The sequence below is a fragment of the Streptomyces sp. SID14436 genome (assembly GCF_010548465.1).
Taxonomy (GTDB): domain Bacteria; phylum Actinomycetota; class Actinomycetes; order Streptomycetales; family Streptomycetaceae; genus Streptomyces.
The window spans coordinates 1-16,994 of record NZ_JAAGMD010000675.1 but is presented as its reverse complement, the minus strand read 5'-3'; the positions used below and the strand labels follow the sequence as shown (position 1 = coordinate 16,994).

At 69.6% G+C, this 16,994-nt stretch carries 19 protein-coding genes and 1 tRNA gene; 14 read left to right on the top strand and 6 right to left on the bottom strand.

The genetic code is table 11. The annotated features are described in order from the left end of the window. Positions 1-51 precede the first annotated feature (51 nt). On the top strand, positions 52-588 hold the full coding sequence (locus G3I53_RS24295) for a hypothetical protein (protein ID WP_164337633.1): 537 nt from the start codon (positions 52-54) through the stop codon (positions 586-588). A gap of 615 nt (positions 589-1,203) precedes the next feature. Here G3I53_RS24295 and G3I53_RS34445 read toward each other — a convergent pair. The 3 genes from G3I53_RS34445 to G3I53_RS24285 form a co-directional block, all read right to left on the bottom strand. Beyond that, positions 1,204-1,338, bottom strand: a complete 135-nt coding sequence (locus tag G3I53_RS34445; RefSeq protein ID WP_275404222.1) for a hypothetical protein — start codon at positions 1,336-1,338, stop codon at positions 1,204-1,206. Between the two features lie 266 nt (positions 1,339-1,604). Then, positions 1,605-2,174, bottom strand: a complete 570-nt coding sequence (locus tag G3I53_RS24290) for a GNAT family N-acetyltransferase (protein WP_164337632.1) — start codon at positions 2,172-2,174, stop codon at positions 1,605-1,607. Then, positions 2,171-2,938 (bottom strand): GntR family transcriptional regulator, encoded by a 768-nt coding sequence (locus G3I53_RS24285; protein WP_164337630.1) that lies wholly within the window; start codon positions 2,936-2,938, stop codon positions 2,171-2,173. The genes G3I53_RS24290 and G3I53_RS24285 overlap by 4 nt, the downstream gene beginning before the upstream one ends. A 440-nt stretch (positions 2,939-3,378) precedes the next feature. Here G3I53_RS24285 and G3I53_RS24280 point away from each other — a divergent pair, with 440 nt between their 5' ends. The 13 genes from G3I53_RS24280 (at position 3,379) to G3I53_RS24220 (ending at position 13,627) form a co-directional block, all read left to right on the top strand. Then, positions 3,379-3,648, top strand: coding sequence for a DUF6284 family protein (locus G3I53_RS24280; RefSeq protein WP_164337629.1), 270 nt, complete (start codon positions 3,379-3,381; stop codon positions 3,646-3,648). Continuing rightward, complete coding sequence (locus G3I53_RS24275) at positions 3,645-4,757, top strand: conjugal transfer protein (RefSeq protein ID WP_164337628.1); 1,113 nt, start codon at positions 3,645-3,647, stop codon at positions 4,755-4,757. The genes G3I53_RS24280 and G3I53_RS24275 overlap by 4 nt, the downstream gene beginning before the upstream one ends. Next, positions 4,757-5,107, top strand: coding sequence for an RRQRL motif-containing zinc-binding protein (locus G3I53_RS24270; RefSeq protein ID WP_164337626.1), 351 nt, complete (start codon positions 4,757-4,759; stop codon positions 5,105-5,107). Before G3I53_RS24275 ends, G3I53_RS24270 begins: the two co-directional genes overlap by 1 nt. Then, the gene (locus G3I53_RS24265) at positions 5,104-5,421 is read left to right on the top strand and encodes a hypothetical protein (protein ID WP_164337625.1); all 318 of its coding nucleotides are present in this window, start codon (positions 5,104-5,106) and stop codon (positions 5,419-5,421) included. The genes G3I53_RS24270 and G3I53_RS24265 overlap by 4 nt, the downstream gene beginning before the upstream one ends. 107 nt (positions 5,422-5,528) lie before the next feature. Then, entirely contained in the window at positions 5,529-7,631 is a 2,103-nt protein-coding gene (locus G3I53_RS24260) for an FtsK/SpoIIIE domain-containing protein (protein ID WP_164337623.1), read from the top strand. Between the two features lie 207 nt (positions 7,632-7,838). Further along, positions 7,839-8,303, top strand: coding sequence for a hypothetical protein (locus G3I53_RS24255; protein WP_164337622.1), 465 nt, complete (start codon positions 7,839-7,841; stop codon positions 8,301-8,303). A gap of 20 nt (positions 8,304-8,323) precedes the next feature. Then, positions 8,324-8,506, top strand: coding sequence for a hypothetical protein (locus G3I53_RS24250; protein WP_164337620.1), 183 nt, complete (start codon positions 8,324-8,326; stop codon positions 8,504-8,506). A 90-nt stretch (positions 8,507-8,596) separates the two neighbouring features. Further along, positions 8,597-9,328, top strand: coding sequence for a DNA methylase (locus tag G3I53_RS24245; protein WP_164337619.1), 732 nt, complete (start codon positions 8,597-8,599; stop codon positions 9,326-9,328). Then, positions 9,325-10,215, top strand: a complete 891-nt coding sequence (locus tag G3I53_RS24240; RefSeq protein ID WP_164337618.1) for a bifunctional DNA primase/polymerase — start codon at positions 9,325-9,327, stop codon at positions 10,213-10,215. Before G3I53_RS24245 ends, G3I53_RS24240 begins: the two co-directional genes overlap by 4 nt. Next, positions 10,212-10,637: a hypothetical protein gene (locus G3I53_RS24235; protein WP_203592423.1), complete on the top strand. Its 426-nt coding sequence runs from the start codon at positions 10,212-10,214 to the stop codon at positions 10,635-10,637. Before G3I53_RS24240 ends, G3I53_RS24235 begins: the two co-directional genes overlap by 4 nt. Continuing rightward, the gene (locus G3I53_RS24230) at positions 10,634-11,794 is read left to right on the top strand and encodes a DUF3631 domain-containing protein (RefSeq protein ID WP_164337617.1); all 1,161 of its coding nucleotides are present in this window, start codon (positions 10,634-10,636) and stop codon (positions 11,792-11,794) included. Before G3I53_RS24235 ends, G3I53_RS24230 begins: the two co-directional genes overlap by 4 nt. Positions 11,795-11,972: 178 nt before the next feature. Then, on the top strand, positions 11,973-12,176 hold the full coding sequence (locus tag G3I53_RS24225) for a helix-turn-helix domain-containing protein (RefSeq protein ID WP_164337615.1): 204 nt from the start codon (positions 11,973-11,975) through the stop codon (positions 12,174-12,176). A gap of 65 nt (positions 12,177-12,241) precedes the next feature. Next, positions 12,242-13,627, top strand: coding sequence for a tyrosine-type recombinase/integrase (locus tag G3I53_RS24220; protein WP_164337614.1), 1,386 nt, complete (start codon positions 12,242-12,244; stop codon positions 13,625-13,627). 46 nt (positions 13,628-13,673) lie between these two features. On the opposite strand, the gene G3I53_RS24215 is transcribed toward G3I53_RS24220, so the two are convergent. The 3 genes from G3I53_RS24215 to G3I53_RS24205 all read right to left on the bottom strand — a co-directional run bounded on the left by G3I53_RS24215 (position 13,674) and on the right by G3I53_RS24205 (position 16,869). Next, positions 13,674-13,747: transfer RNA gene (locus G3I53_RS24215), tRNA-Thr, on the bottom strand. Between the two features lie 117 nt (positions 13,748-13,864). After that, positions 13,865-15,529 (bottom strand): alpha/beta hydrolase, encoded by a 1,665-nt coding sequence (locus G3I53_RS24210; protein ID WP_164337612.1) that lies wholly within the window; start codon positions 15,527-15,529, stop codon positions 13,865-13,867. 134 nt (positions 15,530-15,663) lie between these two features. Continuing rightward, positions 15,664-16,869, bottom strand: a complete 1,206-nt coding sequence (locus G3I53_RS24205) for a DNA polymerase III subunit delta' (protein WP_164438764.1) — start codon at positions 16,867-16,869, stop codon at positions 15,664-15,666. Between the last annotated feature and the right edge of the window lie 125 nt (positions 16,870-16,994).

Genomic DNA, 16,994 nt, shown 5'->3' with positions numbered 1-16,994 from the left:
CTCAAGGCGCTTGGATGCGTCCCGCAACCGGGCCTCGAAAGAAACCACTCCATGATGAAACGTGACGCACTGCGACCGTCGCTTCTGCTGGCGTCGACCCTTGGCCTGTTCCTGACCGCCACCGTCGGGTGTAGCTCCTTCAACAGGTACGAGATTCCCACAACCATCTGCGGAAGGAAAATCGATCCGACCGCCCTGCAGCCCCTGCTGCCTTCCGGTGAAAACTTCGAAGCCCGGCCGCAGATCTCCGACGACAAGCAGTCTTCGTGCCTCATAGTCGTGGACAAATCCGCCGCGTTCACCATAAGTGAAATTCGAAACCAGAACAAATTCGACGTCATGGAATTCGCAAGAAAGTACCCGCGACGCTCCTCGCAAAATCCGAGAAAATCTGAAATCGGAGCTGACGCCGTGACATCCGACCGCTGGCTCATGTCGATCAACGCCTGCACGGGACACGGCAGAGGGGATTACTACATTCTGGATCTGGACATCCTTGACGAAGGACAGTCGAAACCCAAGGAACTCGAGCGATTTGCCCAGTCCTATCTGCCGGATGCGATGAAGGCGATGGGTTGCACAGAATGACAGGCAGGTTGGCCGGCGGGTCACACGTCCGTGCTCGTGGGGCGCGTGATCCGGGATCGGCCGCTCTGCCTTGCGGATCGGTCTCCTCTCGCGCAGGTCCATGACGCATCGCCCCTTCGAGCGGCTCGCGACCGCCTCCGGGCTCCCGCCGATCCGGAGCAACGCAAGAGGCCAGGTCACGGACGAGTGACCTGGCCTCTGTCTGAGCCGCCTTCGGGATTCGAACCCGAGACCTACGCATTACGAGTTGTCCGATCTTGATCCGGAGACGTCCAGGGACGTCTCCGAAGGGGACTGCACCCCTGGCTAGAAGGGCTCCTGCGCGCTCACAGATAGTGACGGACGCCCACGGATTGAATGACAACCGAGACCATGACTGAGACCGCCATGTGGTGGTGAAGTGATGCCACGTTTACATCGCGACGTTGCAGCGCGCGGTTGATATGAGACGCGGATGCCTTACGATGCAGAGGACCCCTCAAGCCTTGAGGCAAGGAAGGCCCGACGCTGGTAGGACAGCGTCAGGCCCCAAAGGGGTACAGATCACGAGCCCGGCCGACCAACAGACGGTCGGGCTCGTTCTTGAGCCCACCGGCCGGTTCGCGGTACTCCTGGTCAAGACCAGAAGAGCTGCACCACTTCCTTGATGACGACTGCGATCACCGGCGCCCAGTCGGTGATCACCTGCCGCTTCGAGCGACGGCTCTCACACTGTACGCAGCGATCGGCAGTTGAGGATTCCTCTGCCATCTGCATCCCTCCCTTCGGTCCCAATAGGTGTCCTGAGCAAGCCTCAGAACTTCGCCTCACCGAGGCGAACGACTCAGTGGGACCTCTGGGGAGGAACTAGGCTCAAGAGTAGGCGGGTTGGGCGAGAAAATCCCTCGGGGGACCACTTTCTCTGGGCCGTTGCAGCAATCCAACCACTAGATGTGGGGTTTGACTCACGCATCCCCCCACCCGCGCGCGTCTCGCGCGTCGAGATGCCCACCGCGTCGCAACGTACCCACTGTCGCTCAAGCCGCAGACGGTAGGCGCGGAGGCGCTGGCGTGCGGTCCACGAACCCGTGATCCGCTGGCCGTGCCGCTCGTTGCGCAAGCCACCCAGAGACTCGCGGACCGCCGTTCACCGCACTTCCCTCTAGCACTGTGCGGACATGCGTGAAGCCTTGTTCGAGGTAGTACCGCTGAAGCTCCGCATTCGTAGTCCATGCGTCCAGCCGAAGCCACCGGGCACCCGCGCGGCATGCGCGGTCGCCAGCCCAATCGAGTAGTCGGCCGCCAAGATTCTGTCCGGCGTACGCACGGGCGATGGTCAACTTGTTGACGAACATCGACGGTTCGCTCAGCTCGTCACCGGCCCACAGGCCGTCCTCGACATCCGGTGTGAGCGTGATGGTTCCTGCTGTCGCATGACCGTCGCGGAGCATGAACACGGTGCCAGCCTCGATCGTGGCCAACAACTTCTCCGCTGGATACGGACGGCTCCACTGATCGGAGCCAAGACCGCGCAACCAAGCCGCTGCCTCCTCACGGAAGGACAGCAGCTTGGCCAAGTCATGCGGTTCTGCGGAAGTGACGATCACGTGTTCTCGCTTCGGCCGGCGAGGTCGCCGATCTCGTAGTTCATCTGGTTGAGGTCGCCCCGGAACGTTGTGATGGTGCACCGGATGGGACGGTCTGCCGAGTAGCCCGTTCGCGTCCAAAGCAGTACGGGCACGCCGGCGCCCATCTCCAAGAGGCGAGCCTCTTCTGGCGTCGGCATACGTGTTGCGATCTCATCGAAGTAGCCGATCTGCTCGACCCCGCGAGCAGCCAGGTACCTTGTGGTCCCTTCTTCGATGTCCCCAGGTTCAGCCAAGCGGGGAGACTCTTCGATCAGCCAGGCCGGGTAGTACGTGGCCTGCGTGGACCACGGCACGTCATCCACGTAACGGTGACAGAACCGAAGAACGGTCTTGCTCCCCAGCTCCACCCTCAGGCGCTCCGCTACCTCTTCAGGTGCAGGCAGCATCTCGACGCGGAACGTCTGGTGTGGCCGACGGCCGGCGTTCGTCACATCGGTGTTGTAGGCATCCCCGTTGTGCGGGAAGTTCAGGTTCTCAAAGCGCGACGCGTTCAGCTTGAAGACCTCATGCGATCTGACCTCGTACCCCAGCCCCTGGCTGGACGTGATCAGCCCCTCGCTGACCAGCAGGGCAAGCCCGGATCGCACTGTGTTGCGGGAAGCCTCGAACCGGGCTGACAGCTCACTCTCCGAGGGCAACCGGCGGTCGTGATCGAACGCGCCGTTCACGATCTCGCGACGTAGGGCGTCGGCCACCTGCCGGTACTTCGGTTGCTTACTCATGGGCTCATCATGACGCACTCGCGCAACTTGTTGGTACATGTGGGCTCCAATCTCTTGACGACTCGCCTCCTGCCGGTGCAGCATCACTGCATCAGCTTGTACCAACAAGTTGAGCAAGTGGTGCAGCTCCTTCAAGTGTGCCCGCTTGCGCTGGCATGACGTCGCCCCGAGGGCTCTGGAAGGGGCTCGAAGGAAGCGCCGGTTCTTTGACAACTGCATAGGTGGGCCCCGTCTCCCCGAGTCGAAAAGGCGGATCGCGTGGCTACGTCGCGCATCGACCTCTCCGCAGCTCATCTGCTGCGGCCGGTTGCCTCCGCTGCTCGTCTCGTAGGAGCAGCGCTGAGGGGAGCCGGATCTACCGACTTCAACGGCGCGAGCCCCGGGTGGCTAGACCCGGGGCCGCTGTTCGGGCCGTTCCTCTCTGGAAGGAACCACGACCCATGAACCACATCGTCACTGTTCAGGACGCTGTTACCGCGTTCGCCGACTTCATGGAGCCGACGAACGCCGAGCTGGACGCGATCGAGACCGAGATGCCCGTCATCCTGGCGGACGTCGACCTGCTCGACGCGCACATCATCACCCTCGACCGCACGCCGACCGAGCTGGACGCCCGCCGGATCCGCCGGGCCCGCCGCCGCGCGCTCGCCGCCCGGGTCGCACTGCTGAACCGCACGGCCGGTGTGAGCGTGCCCGGGGGTGCCGCGTGAGCGCCACCGACCGGACCCTGACCCGCGCACAAGTCGGTGTGCTGTCGGCGGCGTTCGTGCCGATGCTCGCCACCGGGGTGTTCGGCGGTATCGGCACCTACAGCAACATCGGTGACTCCTACGGCAAGGGCACCGCCCTCGGGGCGCTCGCAGCCGGTGAGGGAGCGACGGCCGTGCTCGCGCTGGTGCTGCTCGGGCTGACCATGCTCGGGCAGTCGTCCCCGCGCATCGTCCGCCTCGGCCTGTGGGCGTTGCCGGCCGCCGCCGCGGTGATGGGTGCGATGGCGGCGCCCGATCTGGGCCGCACGGTCATCTACGCGCTGACCCCGATGGGCATGTCCGTCTCGGCCGAGGGCATGGCGTTCCTGGCACGCAGGATCGTGGTGCACACCGACGGCCGGGATGCGGAGCACGAACGCCGCACGGCCGATCTGGTGCAGGCCCTCGCCTACCACCGCGCCCGCGCCACCCACCACCCCAGCGACCGAGTGAGGACGTGGTCGGAGCGCAAGTCGTGGCGTCTGGCCCGCAAGGTCGGCGTCGGCGACACCGCGCTCGAATCGAGGCTGCTGGACGTGCAGCGCGACCGGGTCACGGCCGGTGCGGATGCCGCGCTCGCCTCGATGTTCGGCACCACCACCCCCGACCCCACCCCGCACGCGAATGCGGAGGAATCCACCGAGACCACAAGGAAACGGTCTACGGCTGACCTGCCCGAATCGACCCCCGCCCCGGTGGTGACACTCACCCGGCTGACCATGCCGGAACCAGTCGCGGTCGACCTGGGCAAGTCGATTCCCCCGCTCAAGCCGACACCCGCGATCCCCGCCCCGACAGACACCCCCCGGCCGAAGGTACGGGGGGCGGTTGCGGCGGAGTCGACCCCGCCGCGCCGTGCGACCGGTCGACTTCCCGAGGTGGCCCGATCCCCCCGCCCCAAGCGCACCTGGGACCAGCTGCTCACCGAAGCACGAGCGGCCACCGCCGGACTGCCGGACGCGAAGGTGACGGGTGAGGGCATCCGCCGCGCCGTGCGCACGTCACCGGCGAACGCCCGCAAGCTGCGGGACACCCTGCTCGCCGAACGCACCACGGCTGAGGCGGCGTGATGGGGGCGCTGCCGGTGTTCCGGTGGCGCTACGCCCCGGACGGCTACGCCACCCGCCGCCAACTCCGCGCCCAAGGGCTACGCCCCGGAGGCCAGGACGTGGCCGCACAGCTTGAACGGCCCCGCCGCCGTCGGGGCCCGCTGGTCGCCTACCTCTACCGCGTCGACCTCGCCAAACCGGTCCGACCCATGACCCCGGCCCGCCGGGCAGCGCTCGCCAAGGCCAACGCCGCCCGGCGCCTGTGCCCGTCCTGCCGGCGTGACGCCGGATACGTCATCCCCACCTCGCTGGGGACCTGCGTGCCCTGCGCCTACCCCGACCCGAACGGGCCGGAAGGGAGCACCCTGTGAGCAACGCCGACCTGCGCCGCCTGGACCGCGAGATCCGGGCCACCACGAAGAAGCTCGAAGCGGTCCGCCGGGGTGAGTTGTGGCCGCTGAACAGCCACGAGCGCCGGGCGATGCTCCGTGCCGCCGCCGGGGGCGCCTACCGCACTCTGCGGGGCCGCACCACCGGCCGGGCCGAGACACAGATCGAGTCCACCGGCACCGCCGCCGAGATGCGGCTCACCGCCGAACTCAACGCCCTGCACGGCGAGCGGCAGCGCCTCATCACCGAGGCCGCCCGCGCCAAGGCCGCCAAGAAGTCCTCCGGCTGGTGGTGACCAGCCAACCCCCCGCATGCCGGGGTGGCCGCCTCCCTGCACGGACCCGGCCACCCCGGCTCTCCCAAACTCCCGCCCCCATGGGGGCAGTCAGGAGCACTTTCAGCATGTCTGAGAACGTCGTTCACCTCCACAAGCACACCGACCCCCCGGCCGTGACCACGCTGACCGTCGTTCCGGACGCGCCCCCGGCGCGGCCGGTGCCGCTGTGGGTGCGCTCCGGGCGCGCGGTGAAGACCGCCGTCACGCACGAGCGGACCCGGGTCGCGGGTCGCGCGGTGGTCCGGCACGGCCTCTACACCGTCAACGGCGGGCGGATCGCCGCCCGTCGGGCGTGGGACGGCCGCACCGGCTCCCGCTACGAACGGATGATCCGGGCGGCGGAGGCCGCGGGAAACCTCGAAGCGGCCCAGGAGTGGGAGGAGCGGTTGCAGCGCTTTCGGGCCGCCCGCCACCACCGCCGCATGGACCTGCTCCACTCGCCCGTGGACGCCGCCAAGGGCGTCGCCGTCGGGGCGGGCATGAGCGTCGGTGTCCTGGTCGCCCTCGGGGTCGCCCTGGCCATCAGCACCGGCAACGCCGGGGATGTGGTCACGCCGCTGTCGGCGACCATCGACTTCATCGCCTTACTCATCCGCATCGTCCAGATCGTGTGGGGGCCACTGCTCACGGTCGGCCCGCTGCTCGCGCTGCTCGCCCTGTGGTCCGTCGGCCGCAAGCAGCACGCCGCCCCCCAGTGGGCCCTGCCCGCCAACGTCCGCTCCGGGGAGGGGGAGCCGATCACCCCGTCCATCGTCGTCAAGGCCCTCCGCGACCTCGGCATCCCCGCCCTGGCCCGCGCCATCAAGGAAATGGGCGACGCCGGCGCCAGCATGCTGGGGCCGATCACCATCGCCGGATGCGGTGTGGAAGTCGACGTCACCCTGCCCTCCGGGGTGTCGACCAACGAGGTGCAGGGCAAGCGCCGCAAGCTGGCCGAGAACCTGACCCGGCACGAGCACGAGGTGTTCATCACCATCCCGACCGCTGCCCGCACGGTGCGGTTGTGGGTCGCGGACTCGGGGGCGCTGGATGAGCCGATCGGCCCGTCCCCGCTGGTCACGGACGAGACGATGACCGCCGACTACGCCAAGGGCAAGGCGCCGTGGGGTCAGGACCTGCGCGGGGACGCCGCAGCCCTCTCCCTGTATCAGCGGCACCTGCTCATCACCGGCCTGTCCAACCAGGGCAAGACCGTCGCCCTGCGCTCCCTGGCGCTGTGGCTGTCGCTGGACCGGTCGGTGCAGTTCCTCATGGGCGACCTCAAGGGCGTGGGTGACTGGGCCATGTTCGACGGCCTGGCCGACGTCCTGATCCAGGGCCCGACCGATGAGCACGTGATCCAGGTGACCGAGATGGTGGAAGGGGCGGTGGTGGAGATGAACCGCCGCATCCAGGCGCCGCCCGGAACGCAGTTTCCGCCGCTGATCGTGCTGGTGGATGAGGCGCAGGTGGCGTTCATGTGTCCGGCCAAGGACGAGGACAAGCGGCCGTATGGCGGGTCCAAGGCGAACTCCCGGTACTTCATGGCCGTCCGCAAGATTCACAACCAGGGCCGGGCGGTGAACGTGCTGATGTGGCAGGGCACCCAGGACCCCACCAACGAGAACCTGCCCAAGCTCGTGCGCGAGGGCGCCCACACCCGCGCCTCGCTGGCCCTCGGCACCGAGTCCCAGGCCCGCATGGCCCTGGGGGACAAGGCCGTGGACGGCGGCGCGGCACCGAACCTGCTGCGTCCCGGGCTGGACCGGGGAACGCTGGTCGTCGCCTCCGACGGCATCAGCATCCCGGCGGGGCAGTCGTCCATCACGGTGCGCACGCACTACATCGACGACGACGCGGCCACCGCGATCACGGACCGGGCCAAGGCCCTGCGCGACGGGGTGACCACCCTGCACGCCATCGACCGCAGCGAGGAGCACGACCCGCTCGCGGACATCGCCGCCGTCATCGGCGACGCCCCCCGGGTGCGCACCAAGGACGTCCTCGCCCGCCTCGCCACCCGCAACGCGGACGCCTACGGCCGCTGGTCGTTCCTCGACCTCAAGCGCGTCCTCGACGACGCCGGCGCCTCGCCCTACAAGTCCGACGGCGTCATGTGCGTGGCCCGCGACCGCGTCGCCCGCGCCCTCACCAACCGCGACACCGACGGTTCCGCTTCCGCCGAATGACGACAGGGAGCCGACCCGCGACGGGGCAGGGAGGCAGGGAGAACTCCCTACCCGCCTCCCTGACCCACCTCCCTGGCCCTGACCAGCATCTTTGATCGTTCAGGGAGTCAGGGAGGCACCCCAGGTCACACACCCGAACACCCCTCTTCGGCACCCCCGAAAGGGGGTGTCTCCGCCTCCCTGACCAACACTCGGAAGGGATTCCGCATGCACCCCGAATCTGCCCGCCACGCGCCCGCCGAACGAGCCTTACCGGTCCACTCCCCGACCCCGATCACACCCGGCGCCGTCCACCCGGCGCCGGTCGTTCCGGTGCAGCCGGGCACCGTGCCGGCGGTCGCGAGCATCGTCCTGCCGGACGGCCGGGTGGTCATCGGCTACGCCATCGAGCACCCGCAGCCCGCCCCCGTCACGGCACCGCCGCCCGTCTCCCGCGCGGCGGTGAACGTCGCCCTCGGGGGCGTCGGCTTCCTCGCGGTGTGCGGCGGGCTGCTGCTGCTCACCTCGTTCATTGCCGCCCTGACCGCGTTCATCGGTCAGCTCATCATCCTGGCCGCCGTCGTCTTCGGCGGCTGGATCGCCGTCCAGGTCCTCAGCACGAGCAGCCACAAGGGCGGGACCACGGTGAACATCCGCAAGGCCACGTTCAAGCGCAACCACTTCCACGGCTGACCGGCCAGAAGGAGAAGTCCGTGTTCGACATCCGCATCATCTGCGACCCGGCCGACGAACCGGAGATCACTCAGGCACTCACGGCCGCGTTCGACTGCGACCCCATCGAACGCCGCCCGGCCCACGACGGCTACCGCGTCCGCCTTTACACCAAGGCGTTCCACCCCGACCCGCCGACGCCGAACACCGGCACCAACGCCTAGCTACGCCAAGGGCGGCCCCCACCTCACGCCAATGAACGAGGGGCCGCCCTTGCCAACCAGAACCCAACGAAGGAACTGGAGAGATTCAGCATGACTGAACCCACCACTATCCGGCGAGTGTCGGGCACGTTCCGGCCCTTACGGGTGCTGGACGCCTACTGCTGCATCGGCGGTGCAACCAAGGGCTACCAGCGTCTCGGATGGCACGTGACCGGCGTCGACATCCAGGCACAGCCGGACTACTGCGGCGACGTCTTCCACCAGGGCGACGCCGTCGAGTTCATCCGCGCACACGGCCACGAATTCGACTTCATCCACACCTCCCCGCCCTGTCAGGGCGAGGGCGCCCCGACCAAGGGCACCAATGCACGCCGCAACACCGCAATCGGCCGCACCTACCCCCGGCTCATCACACCGACCCGTGCCGCGCTGGAGACCACCGGGCGACCGTACGTGATCGAGAACGTCGCTGGCTCCGACGTGCGCAAAGACCTGCGCCTGTGCGGGGAGATGTTCGGGCTCGGGGTGCTGATGCACCGCTACTTCGAGTTGGGCGGCTGGACGACGCCTCAACCGGCCCACCCTCGGCATCGGGGCCGGGTGCGTGGCTGGCGCCACGGCGAGTACCACGAGGGCCCCTACGTGGCCGCGTACGGCAAGGGCGGCGGCAAAGCCACCACCGAGGAAATCCGCGCAGCCAAGGGCATCGACTGGTCCACCGACCACTTCCGGCTCCGCGAGGCCCTGCCCCCGGCCTACACCGAGTCGATCGGCCACGCCTACCTCACCGCCCTCGCTACCGCGTTGGGGGTGGCCGCGTGAGCGAGAACCTGATGCGCGCCGCCCTGTCGGCCGCTGAGCGAGGCTGGCACGTCTTCCCGCTCCGTCCGGGCACCAAGCGGCCCGCCCTGCATGGGGAGAAGACCTGCACCCGCACCGGGCCGTGCGCCGGCGGGCACCGCAAGTGGGAGCAGCGCGCCACCACCGACCCCGGCCGTATCCGGGCCGCGTGGTCGCGGGCGCCGTTCAACGTCGGCATCGCCACCGGCCCGTCCCGGTTGGTTGTCATCGACTTGGACACCCCAGGACACAAGGGCAATTCGGACGCACCTGACGGCGCGACGACCTTTGGAGCGCTCTGCGAGCGCGCCGGGCACACCGTCCCCGACACCTACCGGGTGCGGACCGCGAGCAGCGGGACGCACCTGTACTTCACCGCATCGCCCGGCGTGCGGCTGCCCAACACCGCCGGGACCATCGCCGCATCGGTCGACACCCGCGCATCGGGCGGCTACGTCGTCGCAGCGGGCAGCATCGTCCCCGCCGGACGGTACAAAGCCTTGAACGACGCTGTGGCCGCTCCACTTGCCGGATGGCTGCTCGGCATCCTCCACCCGACTCCCGTGCGTTCTGCGGGACCCTTGCGGCTGCCTGCGGTGAGCGGGAGCCGGGTGGCCGTGGCCGCGCTGGACGCCGAATGCGCCGCCGTGGCCGCCGCACCGGAAGGGCTGCGCAACAGCACGCTGAACCGCAGCGCCTTCAAGGTGGGCCGTTTCGTGGCATGGGGCGACCTCCCCCGGCAGGTGGCAGAGGACGCCTTCCAAGCGGCAGGCGAGGCGGCGGGACTCACCGCAGCCGAGTGCCGCACCACCATCCGCAGCGCCCTGGACAGCAGCGCACGCACCGCCCGACCGAGGGAGGCGGCATGACCACCGAACCCCGCCCCCGCTTGGAAGGCCAACCCCACCCGGCCACCGGCCCGCATGCCGCCGAACCGAGCAGCACCGGGCCGGTCGTGGGCGAACCGAAAGGCGCCGCCCGCAAGGGCGTCGTCACTGTCCTTCGCTCGAACCGGTCCCCCGCCGACGGAGCGCCCCCGAGTGCCGACCCAACCCCGCAGCGGCCCGGCATCCGCGTCTACGCACCGCCCGTCTACCGGCACCACAAGGACGGAGCCCGCTGGTCCACCCGGCACAGCGGCACCCCCACCGCCGCCTACGCCTGCCCCTGCGGCCACACCGACCGGGCGCGCGGGGCTGAGGCGGTGGCTGAGCTGGCCACCGAGTACGCCGCCCATCACTCCGGCTGCACCGGAACCCCCGCCACACAGGACTGGAGGAACGCCGCATGAACCGCACGCCGATCGACGGAGCCGCGCTACTGGACGAGGTGGAAGCCTTCCACCGACGCTTCAACGTCTTCCCCACCGAGGCCGCGTTCGTCGCCGTCGCCCTGTGGGACGCACACGCCCACCTGCTCGACTGCTTCGACTCCACCCCCCGGCTCGCTTTCCTGTCCCCCGAGCCGGGGTCCGGGAAGTCCCGTGCGCTGGAGATCGTGGAAACCCTCGTGCCGCACCCCATGGTGGCCGTCAACGCGTCCGCCGCCGCACTGTTCCGTGCAGTATCCGGGGCCGACGGCCGGCCGACGATCCTGTTCGACGAGATCGACACCGTCTTCGGTCCCAAAGCTGGGGACAACGAGGAACTGCGCGGATTCCTCAACGCCGGTCATCGCCGTTCCGGCGTGACCTATCGTTGCATCGGCGACGGGGGGAACCAGTCGGTTCAAGCGTTCCCCTCGTACTGCGCGGTCGCGGTCGCCGGTCTCGGCTCGCTGCCGGACACGATCCTGACCCGATCCGTGGTCATCCGCATGCGCCGCCGGGCCAGGAACGAGAAGGTCGAACCGTTCCGGGCCCGTATCCACGAAGCCGAGGGGCGCAAGCTCCGCGACCGACTCGCGCAGTGGGCTGAGGGCGCTCGCGCGCGGGTTACCGGGGCGTGGCCGGAGATGCCGGACGGGGTCACCGACCGGCCAGCGGACGTGTGGGAACCGCTGCTCGCCGTCGCCGACGCGGTTGGGGGCGCCTGGCCCGGCCGGGCTCGGGAGGCGTGCGTGACCCTGGTCAAGGCCGCGCAGTACACCGACAAGCACAGTCTCGGCATCCGGCTGCTCACGGACCTGCGCGATCACGTGCTCATCGGCATCGACCGGCTGCCCACCATCGCCATCATCGACCGGCTCAACGCCCTGGACGACGCCCCCTGGGCCGACCTCAACGGCAAGCCGCTCGACAACCGCCGGCTGTCCCGGATGCTCGGGGAGTACATGACGGCCGACAACGAGCCGATCCGCTCCCGCAACATCCGCACCGCCGGCGGGGTCCTGAAGGGATTCCACGCCGCCGACCTCACCGACGCGTGGGCCCGCTACTGCCCGCCTCCCCAGGACCCCGCTACATCCGCTACGCCGCTACAGCCCAGCTCAGACCCTCTGGAGTTGTAGCGGCACCGAAGCGTGTAGCGGCTACGCCCGCTACCTCGTAGCGCGTGCGTAGCCGCTACACGCCACCCGTCCGCTACAAAAAGACACCCGCTGACCTGCGATGTAGCGCTGTAGCGGATGTAGCGGACTCCTGAGAGCAGGGCCGACGCCAGATAACCCCGCCGAGGAGACATCCCGGATGAGCACAGTCATCGCCGCACCTGTGGACCGGCTGCTCTACACGCCGGAAGAGGCCGCCGAAGCACTCGCCATCGGCCGCTCGACCCTTTACGAGCTGATGGCCGACGGAGCCCTGAAGTACATCAAGTTGGGCCGCTGCCGCCGCATCCGGCGGACGGACCTCGAAAGCTACGTGGCCGACCTCGCCCCGCTGCCCAACTGAGCCACCCTTCACCCTGAGGCAGCCCCGGACCGACGTCCGGGGCCGCCTCCCGTACGGAGGAATGCATGAGCCCTCGCAAGGCGAACATGGAATCGTCCATCTATCTGGGCAATGACGGCTGGTGGCACGGTCGCGTGACGATGGGCGTCAAGGACGACGGCAGCCCGGACCGGCGCCACCGAAGAGCACGCACCGAGGCGGAGGTGCGCCGAAAGGTCCGCGAACTGGAAGCGCTCCGGGAGCGAGGACGCGCACCCAAGGCAGGCCGTAAGCCGACCGTAGAACAGTGGATGACCACGTACCTCACCGACATCGCGTCGCTGAAGCTGAAGCCGCGTTCCCTTGACGACTACTGGTCCAAGACGCGCAACGACATCATCCCCGGGGTCGGCAAGCACCGGCTCGACAAGTTGGCCCCGGAGCACCTGGAGCGGATGTACCGGGCGATGCTGGACGAGGGGCACGCCCCATCTCACGTGCTCAAGGTGCACCGCATCCTTTCCCGTGCCCTAAAGATTGCCCACCGCCGGCGGCTCATCGTCGAGAACGTCGCCACCCTCGTGGACCCGCCGACGGTGGACGAGACCGAGGCGAACCCGTTCACCACCGAGGAAGCGAAGGCATTTCTGGAGGCCGCCGCCAAGCGGCCCACTTTCATGCGGTGGTGTATCGGGGTCGGTATGGGATTCCGGCAGGGCGAAACACTCGGCTTGCGGTGGCCGTATGTGGACCTGGAGAACGAGCTGTTCCACCCCGAATGGCAGCTTCAGCGACTCACGTGGCGGCACGGCTGTGAGGACCCGCACGCGTGTGGCGGTAAGTTCCACCGATTCGAGCCGTGCCCGCCGGAATGCAGGGCGCACAAGGGTTACAAGCGCGGGTGCCCCAAGCCGTGTCCCAAGGGGTGCACCGGGCACGCTCGCGCTTGCCCCGAACGGCAGGGCGGTGGCCTGGTCTTCACTCGCCCGAAAACCAAGAAGAGTCGGAACGCCGTGCCGATTCCGCCGCCGTTCATCCCCTACCTGCGGGAGCACATGGCGCAGCAGGACGAGATGCGCACTGCGGCTGGGGAGCTGTGGCAGGATCACAATCTTGTCTTCACGCGGCCCGACGGCCGGCCATTGGACCCCCGACAGGACTGGGAGGAGTTCAAGGAGCTGCTTGAGGAAGCGGGAATCGATGACCGTCGCCTGTACGACGGGAGCCGCCACACTGCCGGGACGATCCTGAACGAACTCGGGGTGGACATGCCCACGATCATGGAGATCCTGCGGCACACCCAGATCAGTCAGACCCGGCGGTACGTGAAGGGGAGATCCCACCTGTCCAAGGACGCGATGCGTCGCATGGGGGACACGTTCATGCCCCGTCCGAGGACCGCCACTGAGACCAAAACTGAGACCCCGGACACCCGCGCGGAGCGCGCCCGGCGCCGTCGCCGCATCCGGTAGAAGCAAGAACCCCAGGTCACGGAGTAGGTGACCTGGGGTTTGACCGAGCCGCCTTCGGGATTCGAACCCGAGACCTACGCATTACGAGTGCGTTGCTCTGGCCATCTGAGCTAAGGCGGCGTGCTGTCGGCACCATGGTGCGATCGACAACGACGGTAAGTCTACACAGTTCCGAGGGGTGCTTCGCACACGCCCTGGGGACGGGGGTCAGGCCCGTCCCCAGGGGGTCGGGGAGGGCTACCGGCAGCGCTTGCCGTCGGCCGGCGGGGTGCCCTCGACGAGGTGGGCGTTGATCGCGGCGTCGATGCAGGCGCTGCCCCGGCCGTAGGCGGTGTGGCCGTCGCCGTCGTAGGTGAGGAGGCGGGCGGTGTCGAGCTGGGCGGCCAGGGCCTCGGACCAGCGGTACGGGGTGGCAGGGTCGCGGGTGGTGCCGACGACGACGATCGGGGCGGCGCCCTGGGCCTCGATGCGCTGGGGCTGTCCGGTGGGCGCCACGGGCCAGTGCGCGCAGTTCAGGGCGGCCCAGGCGAGGCCCTCGCCGAAGACAGGGGACGCCTTCTCGAAGTCGGGCAGGGCCTCGCGCACCTGCTCGGGGGTCTCGAAGGCGGGCGGCAGGTCGAGGCAGTTGACGGCCGCGTTGGCGAACATCAGGTTGGAGTAGCGGCCGTCGGCGTCGCGCTCGTAGTAGCTGTCGGACAGGAAGAGGAGTCCGGCGCCGTCGTTCTCCTTCATGGCCGAGGTCAGTGACTCGCGCAGTTGCTGCCAGGCACCCTCGTCGTACATGGCGGCGATCACCCCGGTGGTGGCCAGCGACTCGGTGAGCTTGCGGCCGTCGGCGTCGCCGGTGGGCAGAGGAGTCGCGTCCAGCCGGTCGAAGAACGCCTTGAGGTTCTTGCCGACCTGCTGGGGGCTGGTGCCCTTGTCGCCGAGGGGGCAGTCGCTCTGCCGTACGCAGTCCTCGGCGAAGGCGGTGAAGGCCGTGTCGAAGCCGGCCGTCTGCTCCATGTTCAGCTGCCGCGCCGGCAGGGAGGGGTCCATCGCGCCGTCCAGGACCAGCCGGCCCGTCCGGTGCGGGTAGAGCCCGGCGTAGGCGGCGCCGAGGAACGTCCCGTACGAGGCGCCGACGTAGTTGAGCTTCTGGTCGCCCAGCGCGGCCCGGACGATGTCCATGTCCCGGGCCGCTTCCAGCGTGGACACGTGACGCAGCAGCTTCGGCGCGTCCGCCCCGCAGCCCTCGGCGAACTTCTTGTACGCCGTGACGAGTGCCCGGGTCTCCTTCTCGTCGTCGGGGGTCAGGTCCGTCTGCGTGTACGCGTCCATGCCGGGCCCGTCCAGGCATTCGACGGGTTCGCTGCGGGCGACGCCGCGGGGGTCGACGGCGACCATGTCGTAGCGGGCGCGGACCTCGGCCGGGTAGCCGATGCCCGCGTACGCCTGGAGGTAGCCGATCGCCGAGCCGCCCGGGCCACCGGGGTTCACCAGCAGGGAGCCGAGCCGCTTGCCCGGCCCGGTGGCCTTCTTGCGGGCGACAGCGAGACGCACGTCACCGGCCGTCGGTTCGGCGTAGTCGAGGGGGGCCTTGAGGGTGGCGCACTGGAAGGCGGGGACACCGCAGTCGCGCCAGGCCGGCTTCTGCGCGTAGTACGAGGTGAGCGTGGCGGGGATGGTGCGCGGCAGGGGGGCCAGCTTCGCCACTTCCTCCGCGGCGGTACTCCCGGCGCTCGTCGTGCTCCCGGACGAGCAGCCGGCCATCAGCAGCGCGACGGCGGCGAGCAGGACCGCTCCGGTGCGGGTTCTGCCGGTCCTTCCGGCCCTGCCGGCCCTTCCGGTCCTGCGGGTGCTGCGGGGGCCGTCGGAGCTGCGGGGCCTGCCGGTCGTGCGGGGGGTGCGCCGTGGGTCCATGTCGCGAGCGTAACCGTGCGCGACCGGTTGAGTGCCGCGTGTGCGCGTCGTGCCTCGTACGAGTTACCGGCCGGCCGCTCCGGCGGCGGAGCCACGGACGGCGGGCTGCGGCGGGCGGGGGGAGCGGCTGTGCGTCAGCCGGCTCTGAGGGCCATGGTCATCGCCTCCACCGCCAGGAGCGGGGCCACGTTGCGGTCCAGGGCCTCTCCGCAGGCGGTGATCGCCTCGATGCGGCGGAGTGTGGACTCGGGTGTGCTGGAGCGTGCCAGGCGGTGCAGCGCGTCCTCGCTGTCGGCGTTGGCGATGGCGACGCGCGAGCCGAGCTGCAGGGCGAGGACGTCGCGGTAGAAGCTGGTCAGGTCGGCGAGGGCCAGGTCGAGGCTGTCGCGCTGCGTCCGCGTCCTGCGGCGCTTCTGCATGTCCTCCAGTTCCTTGACCACGCCGGCCGTGCCGCGCGGGAGCCGGCCGCCCTGGGCCGCGCCGAGCGCCGCCTTCAGCTCGTCCGTCTCCTTGGTGTCCGTCTCCTCGGCGAGCTGCTTGGCGTCCTCCGCAGCGGCGTCGACGAGTTCCTGGGCGGCCTTGAGCGCGCCGCCGACGTCCTCCACGCGCAGCGGCAGCTTCAGTACGGCGGCGCGGCGGGCGCGGGCCGCCGGGTCGGTGGCCAGGCGGCGGGCCCGGTCGACGTGGCCCTGGGTGGCGCGGGCCGCCGCGGCGGCGACCTCCGGTTCGACGCCCTCGCGGCGGACGAGCATGTCGGCGACGGCGTCCACGGACGGGGTCGTCAGGTTGAGGTGGCGGCAGCGGGAGCGGATCGTCGGCAGGACGTCCTCGACCGAGGGGGCGCACAGCAGCCAGACGGTGCGGGGGGCGGGTTCCTCGACCGCCTTCAGCACCGCGTTGGCGGACTTCTCGTTCAGCCGCTCGGCGTCCTCGACGAGGATGATCTGCCAGCGGCCGTTCGCCGGGGCGGTGAAGGACTTCCGGACGGTGTCGCGCATGTCCTTCACCAGGATCTCCGCGCCGACGGCGGCGACCGTGCTCACGTCGGCGTGGGTGCCGATGAGGGCGGTGTGGCAGCCGTCGCAGAAGCCGCAGCCCGGGGAGCCGCCGAGCGCGCGGTCGGGGCTGACGCACTGCAGGGCGGCGGCGAAGGCCCGGGCCGCCTGGTTGCGGCCCGCGCCGGGCGGGCCGGTGAACAGCCAGGCGTGCGTCATCTTCGACGCGTCGGGCGGAGGTGCGTCGGCCGCGGCGGCGGTGACGAGCGCGTCGGCGTCCCGGGCGGCGGCGTCGAGCTGCTCGCTCACCCGCTGCTGCCCGACGAGGTCGTCCCACACGGTCATGGGGTCACGCCGTCCTTCCGTCCCGCCACGTCATCCGCCCGATCCGCCCGCATCCGCCCGCCCTCGGGGCGCACACCGGTGCCTGCACGGTCCCGCAGTCCCGCAGTCCCGCAGTCCCGCAGTCC

Coding starts and splice junctions, on each gene's coding strand:
- G3I53_RS24295 (WP_164337633.1), top strand. CDS start 52: ATGATGAAACGTGACGCACTGCGACCGTCGCTTCTGCTGGCGTCGACC.
- G3I53_RS34445 (WP_275404222.1), bottom strand. CDS start 1,338: ATGGCAGAGGAATCCTCAACTGCCGATCGCTGCGTACAGTGTGAGAGC.
- G3I53_RS24285 (WP_164337630.1), bottom strand. CDS start 2,938: ATGAGTAAGCAACCGAAGTACCGGCAGGTGGCCGACGCCCTACGTCGC.
- G3I53_RS24280 (WP_164337629.1), top strand. CDS start 3,379: ATGAACCACATCGTCACTGTTCAGGACGCTGTTACCGCGTTCGCCGAC.
- G3I53_RS24270 (WP_164337626.1), top strand. CDS start 4,757: ATGGGGGCGCTGCCGGTGTTCCGGTGGCGCTACGCCCCGGACGGCTAC.
- G3I53_RS24260 (WP_164337623.1), top strand. CDS start 5,529: ATGTCTGAGAACGTCGTTCACCTCCACAAGCACACCGACCCCCCGGCC.
- G3I53_RS24255 (WP_164337622.1), top strand. CDS start 7,839: ATGCACCCCGAATCTGCCCGCCACGCGCCCGCCGAACGAGCCTTACCG.
- G3I53_RS24245 (WP_164337619.1), top strand. CDS start 8,597: ATGACTGAACCCACCACTATCCGGCGAGTGTCGGGCACGTTCCGGCCC.
- G3I53_RS24235 (WP_203592423.1), top strand. CDS start 10,212: ATGACCACCGAACCCCGCCCCCGCTTGGAAGGCCAACCCCACCCGGCC.
- G3I53_RS24230 (WP_164337617.1), top strand. CDS start 10,634: ATGAACCGCACGCCGATCGACGGAGCCGCGCTACTGGACGAGGTGGAA.
- G3I53_RS24225 (WP_164337615.1), top strand. CDS start 11,973: ATGAGCACAGTCATCGCCGCACCTGTGGACCGGCTGCTCTACACGCCG.
- G3I53_RS24220 (WP_164337614.1), top strand. CDS start 12,242: ATGAGCCCTCGCAAGGCGAACATGGAATCGTCCATCTATCTGGGCAAT.
- G3I53_RS24210 (WP_164337612.1), bottom strand. CDS start 15,529: ATGGACCCACGGCGCACCCCCCGCACGACCGGCAGGCCCCGCAGCTCC.
- G3I53_RS24205 (WP_164438764.1), bottom strand. CDS start 16,869: ATGACCGTGTGGGACGACCTCGTCGGGCAGCAGCGGGTGAGCGAGCAG.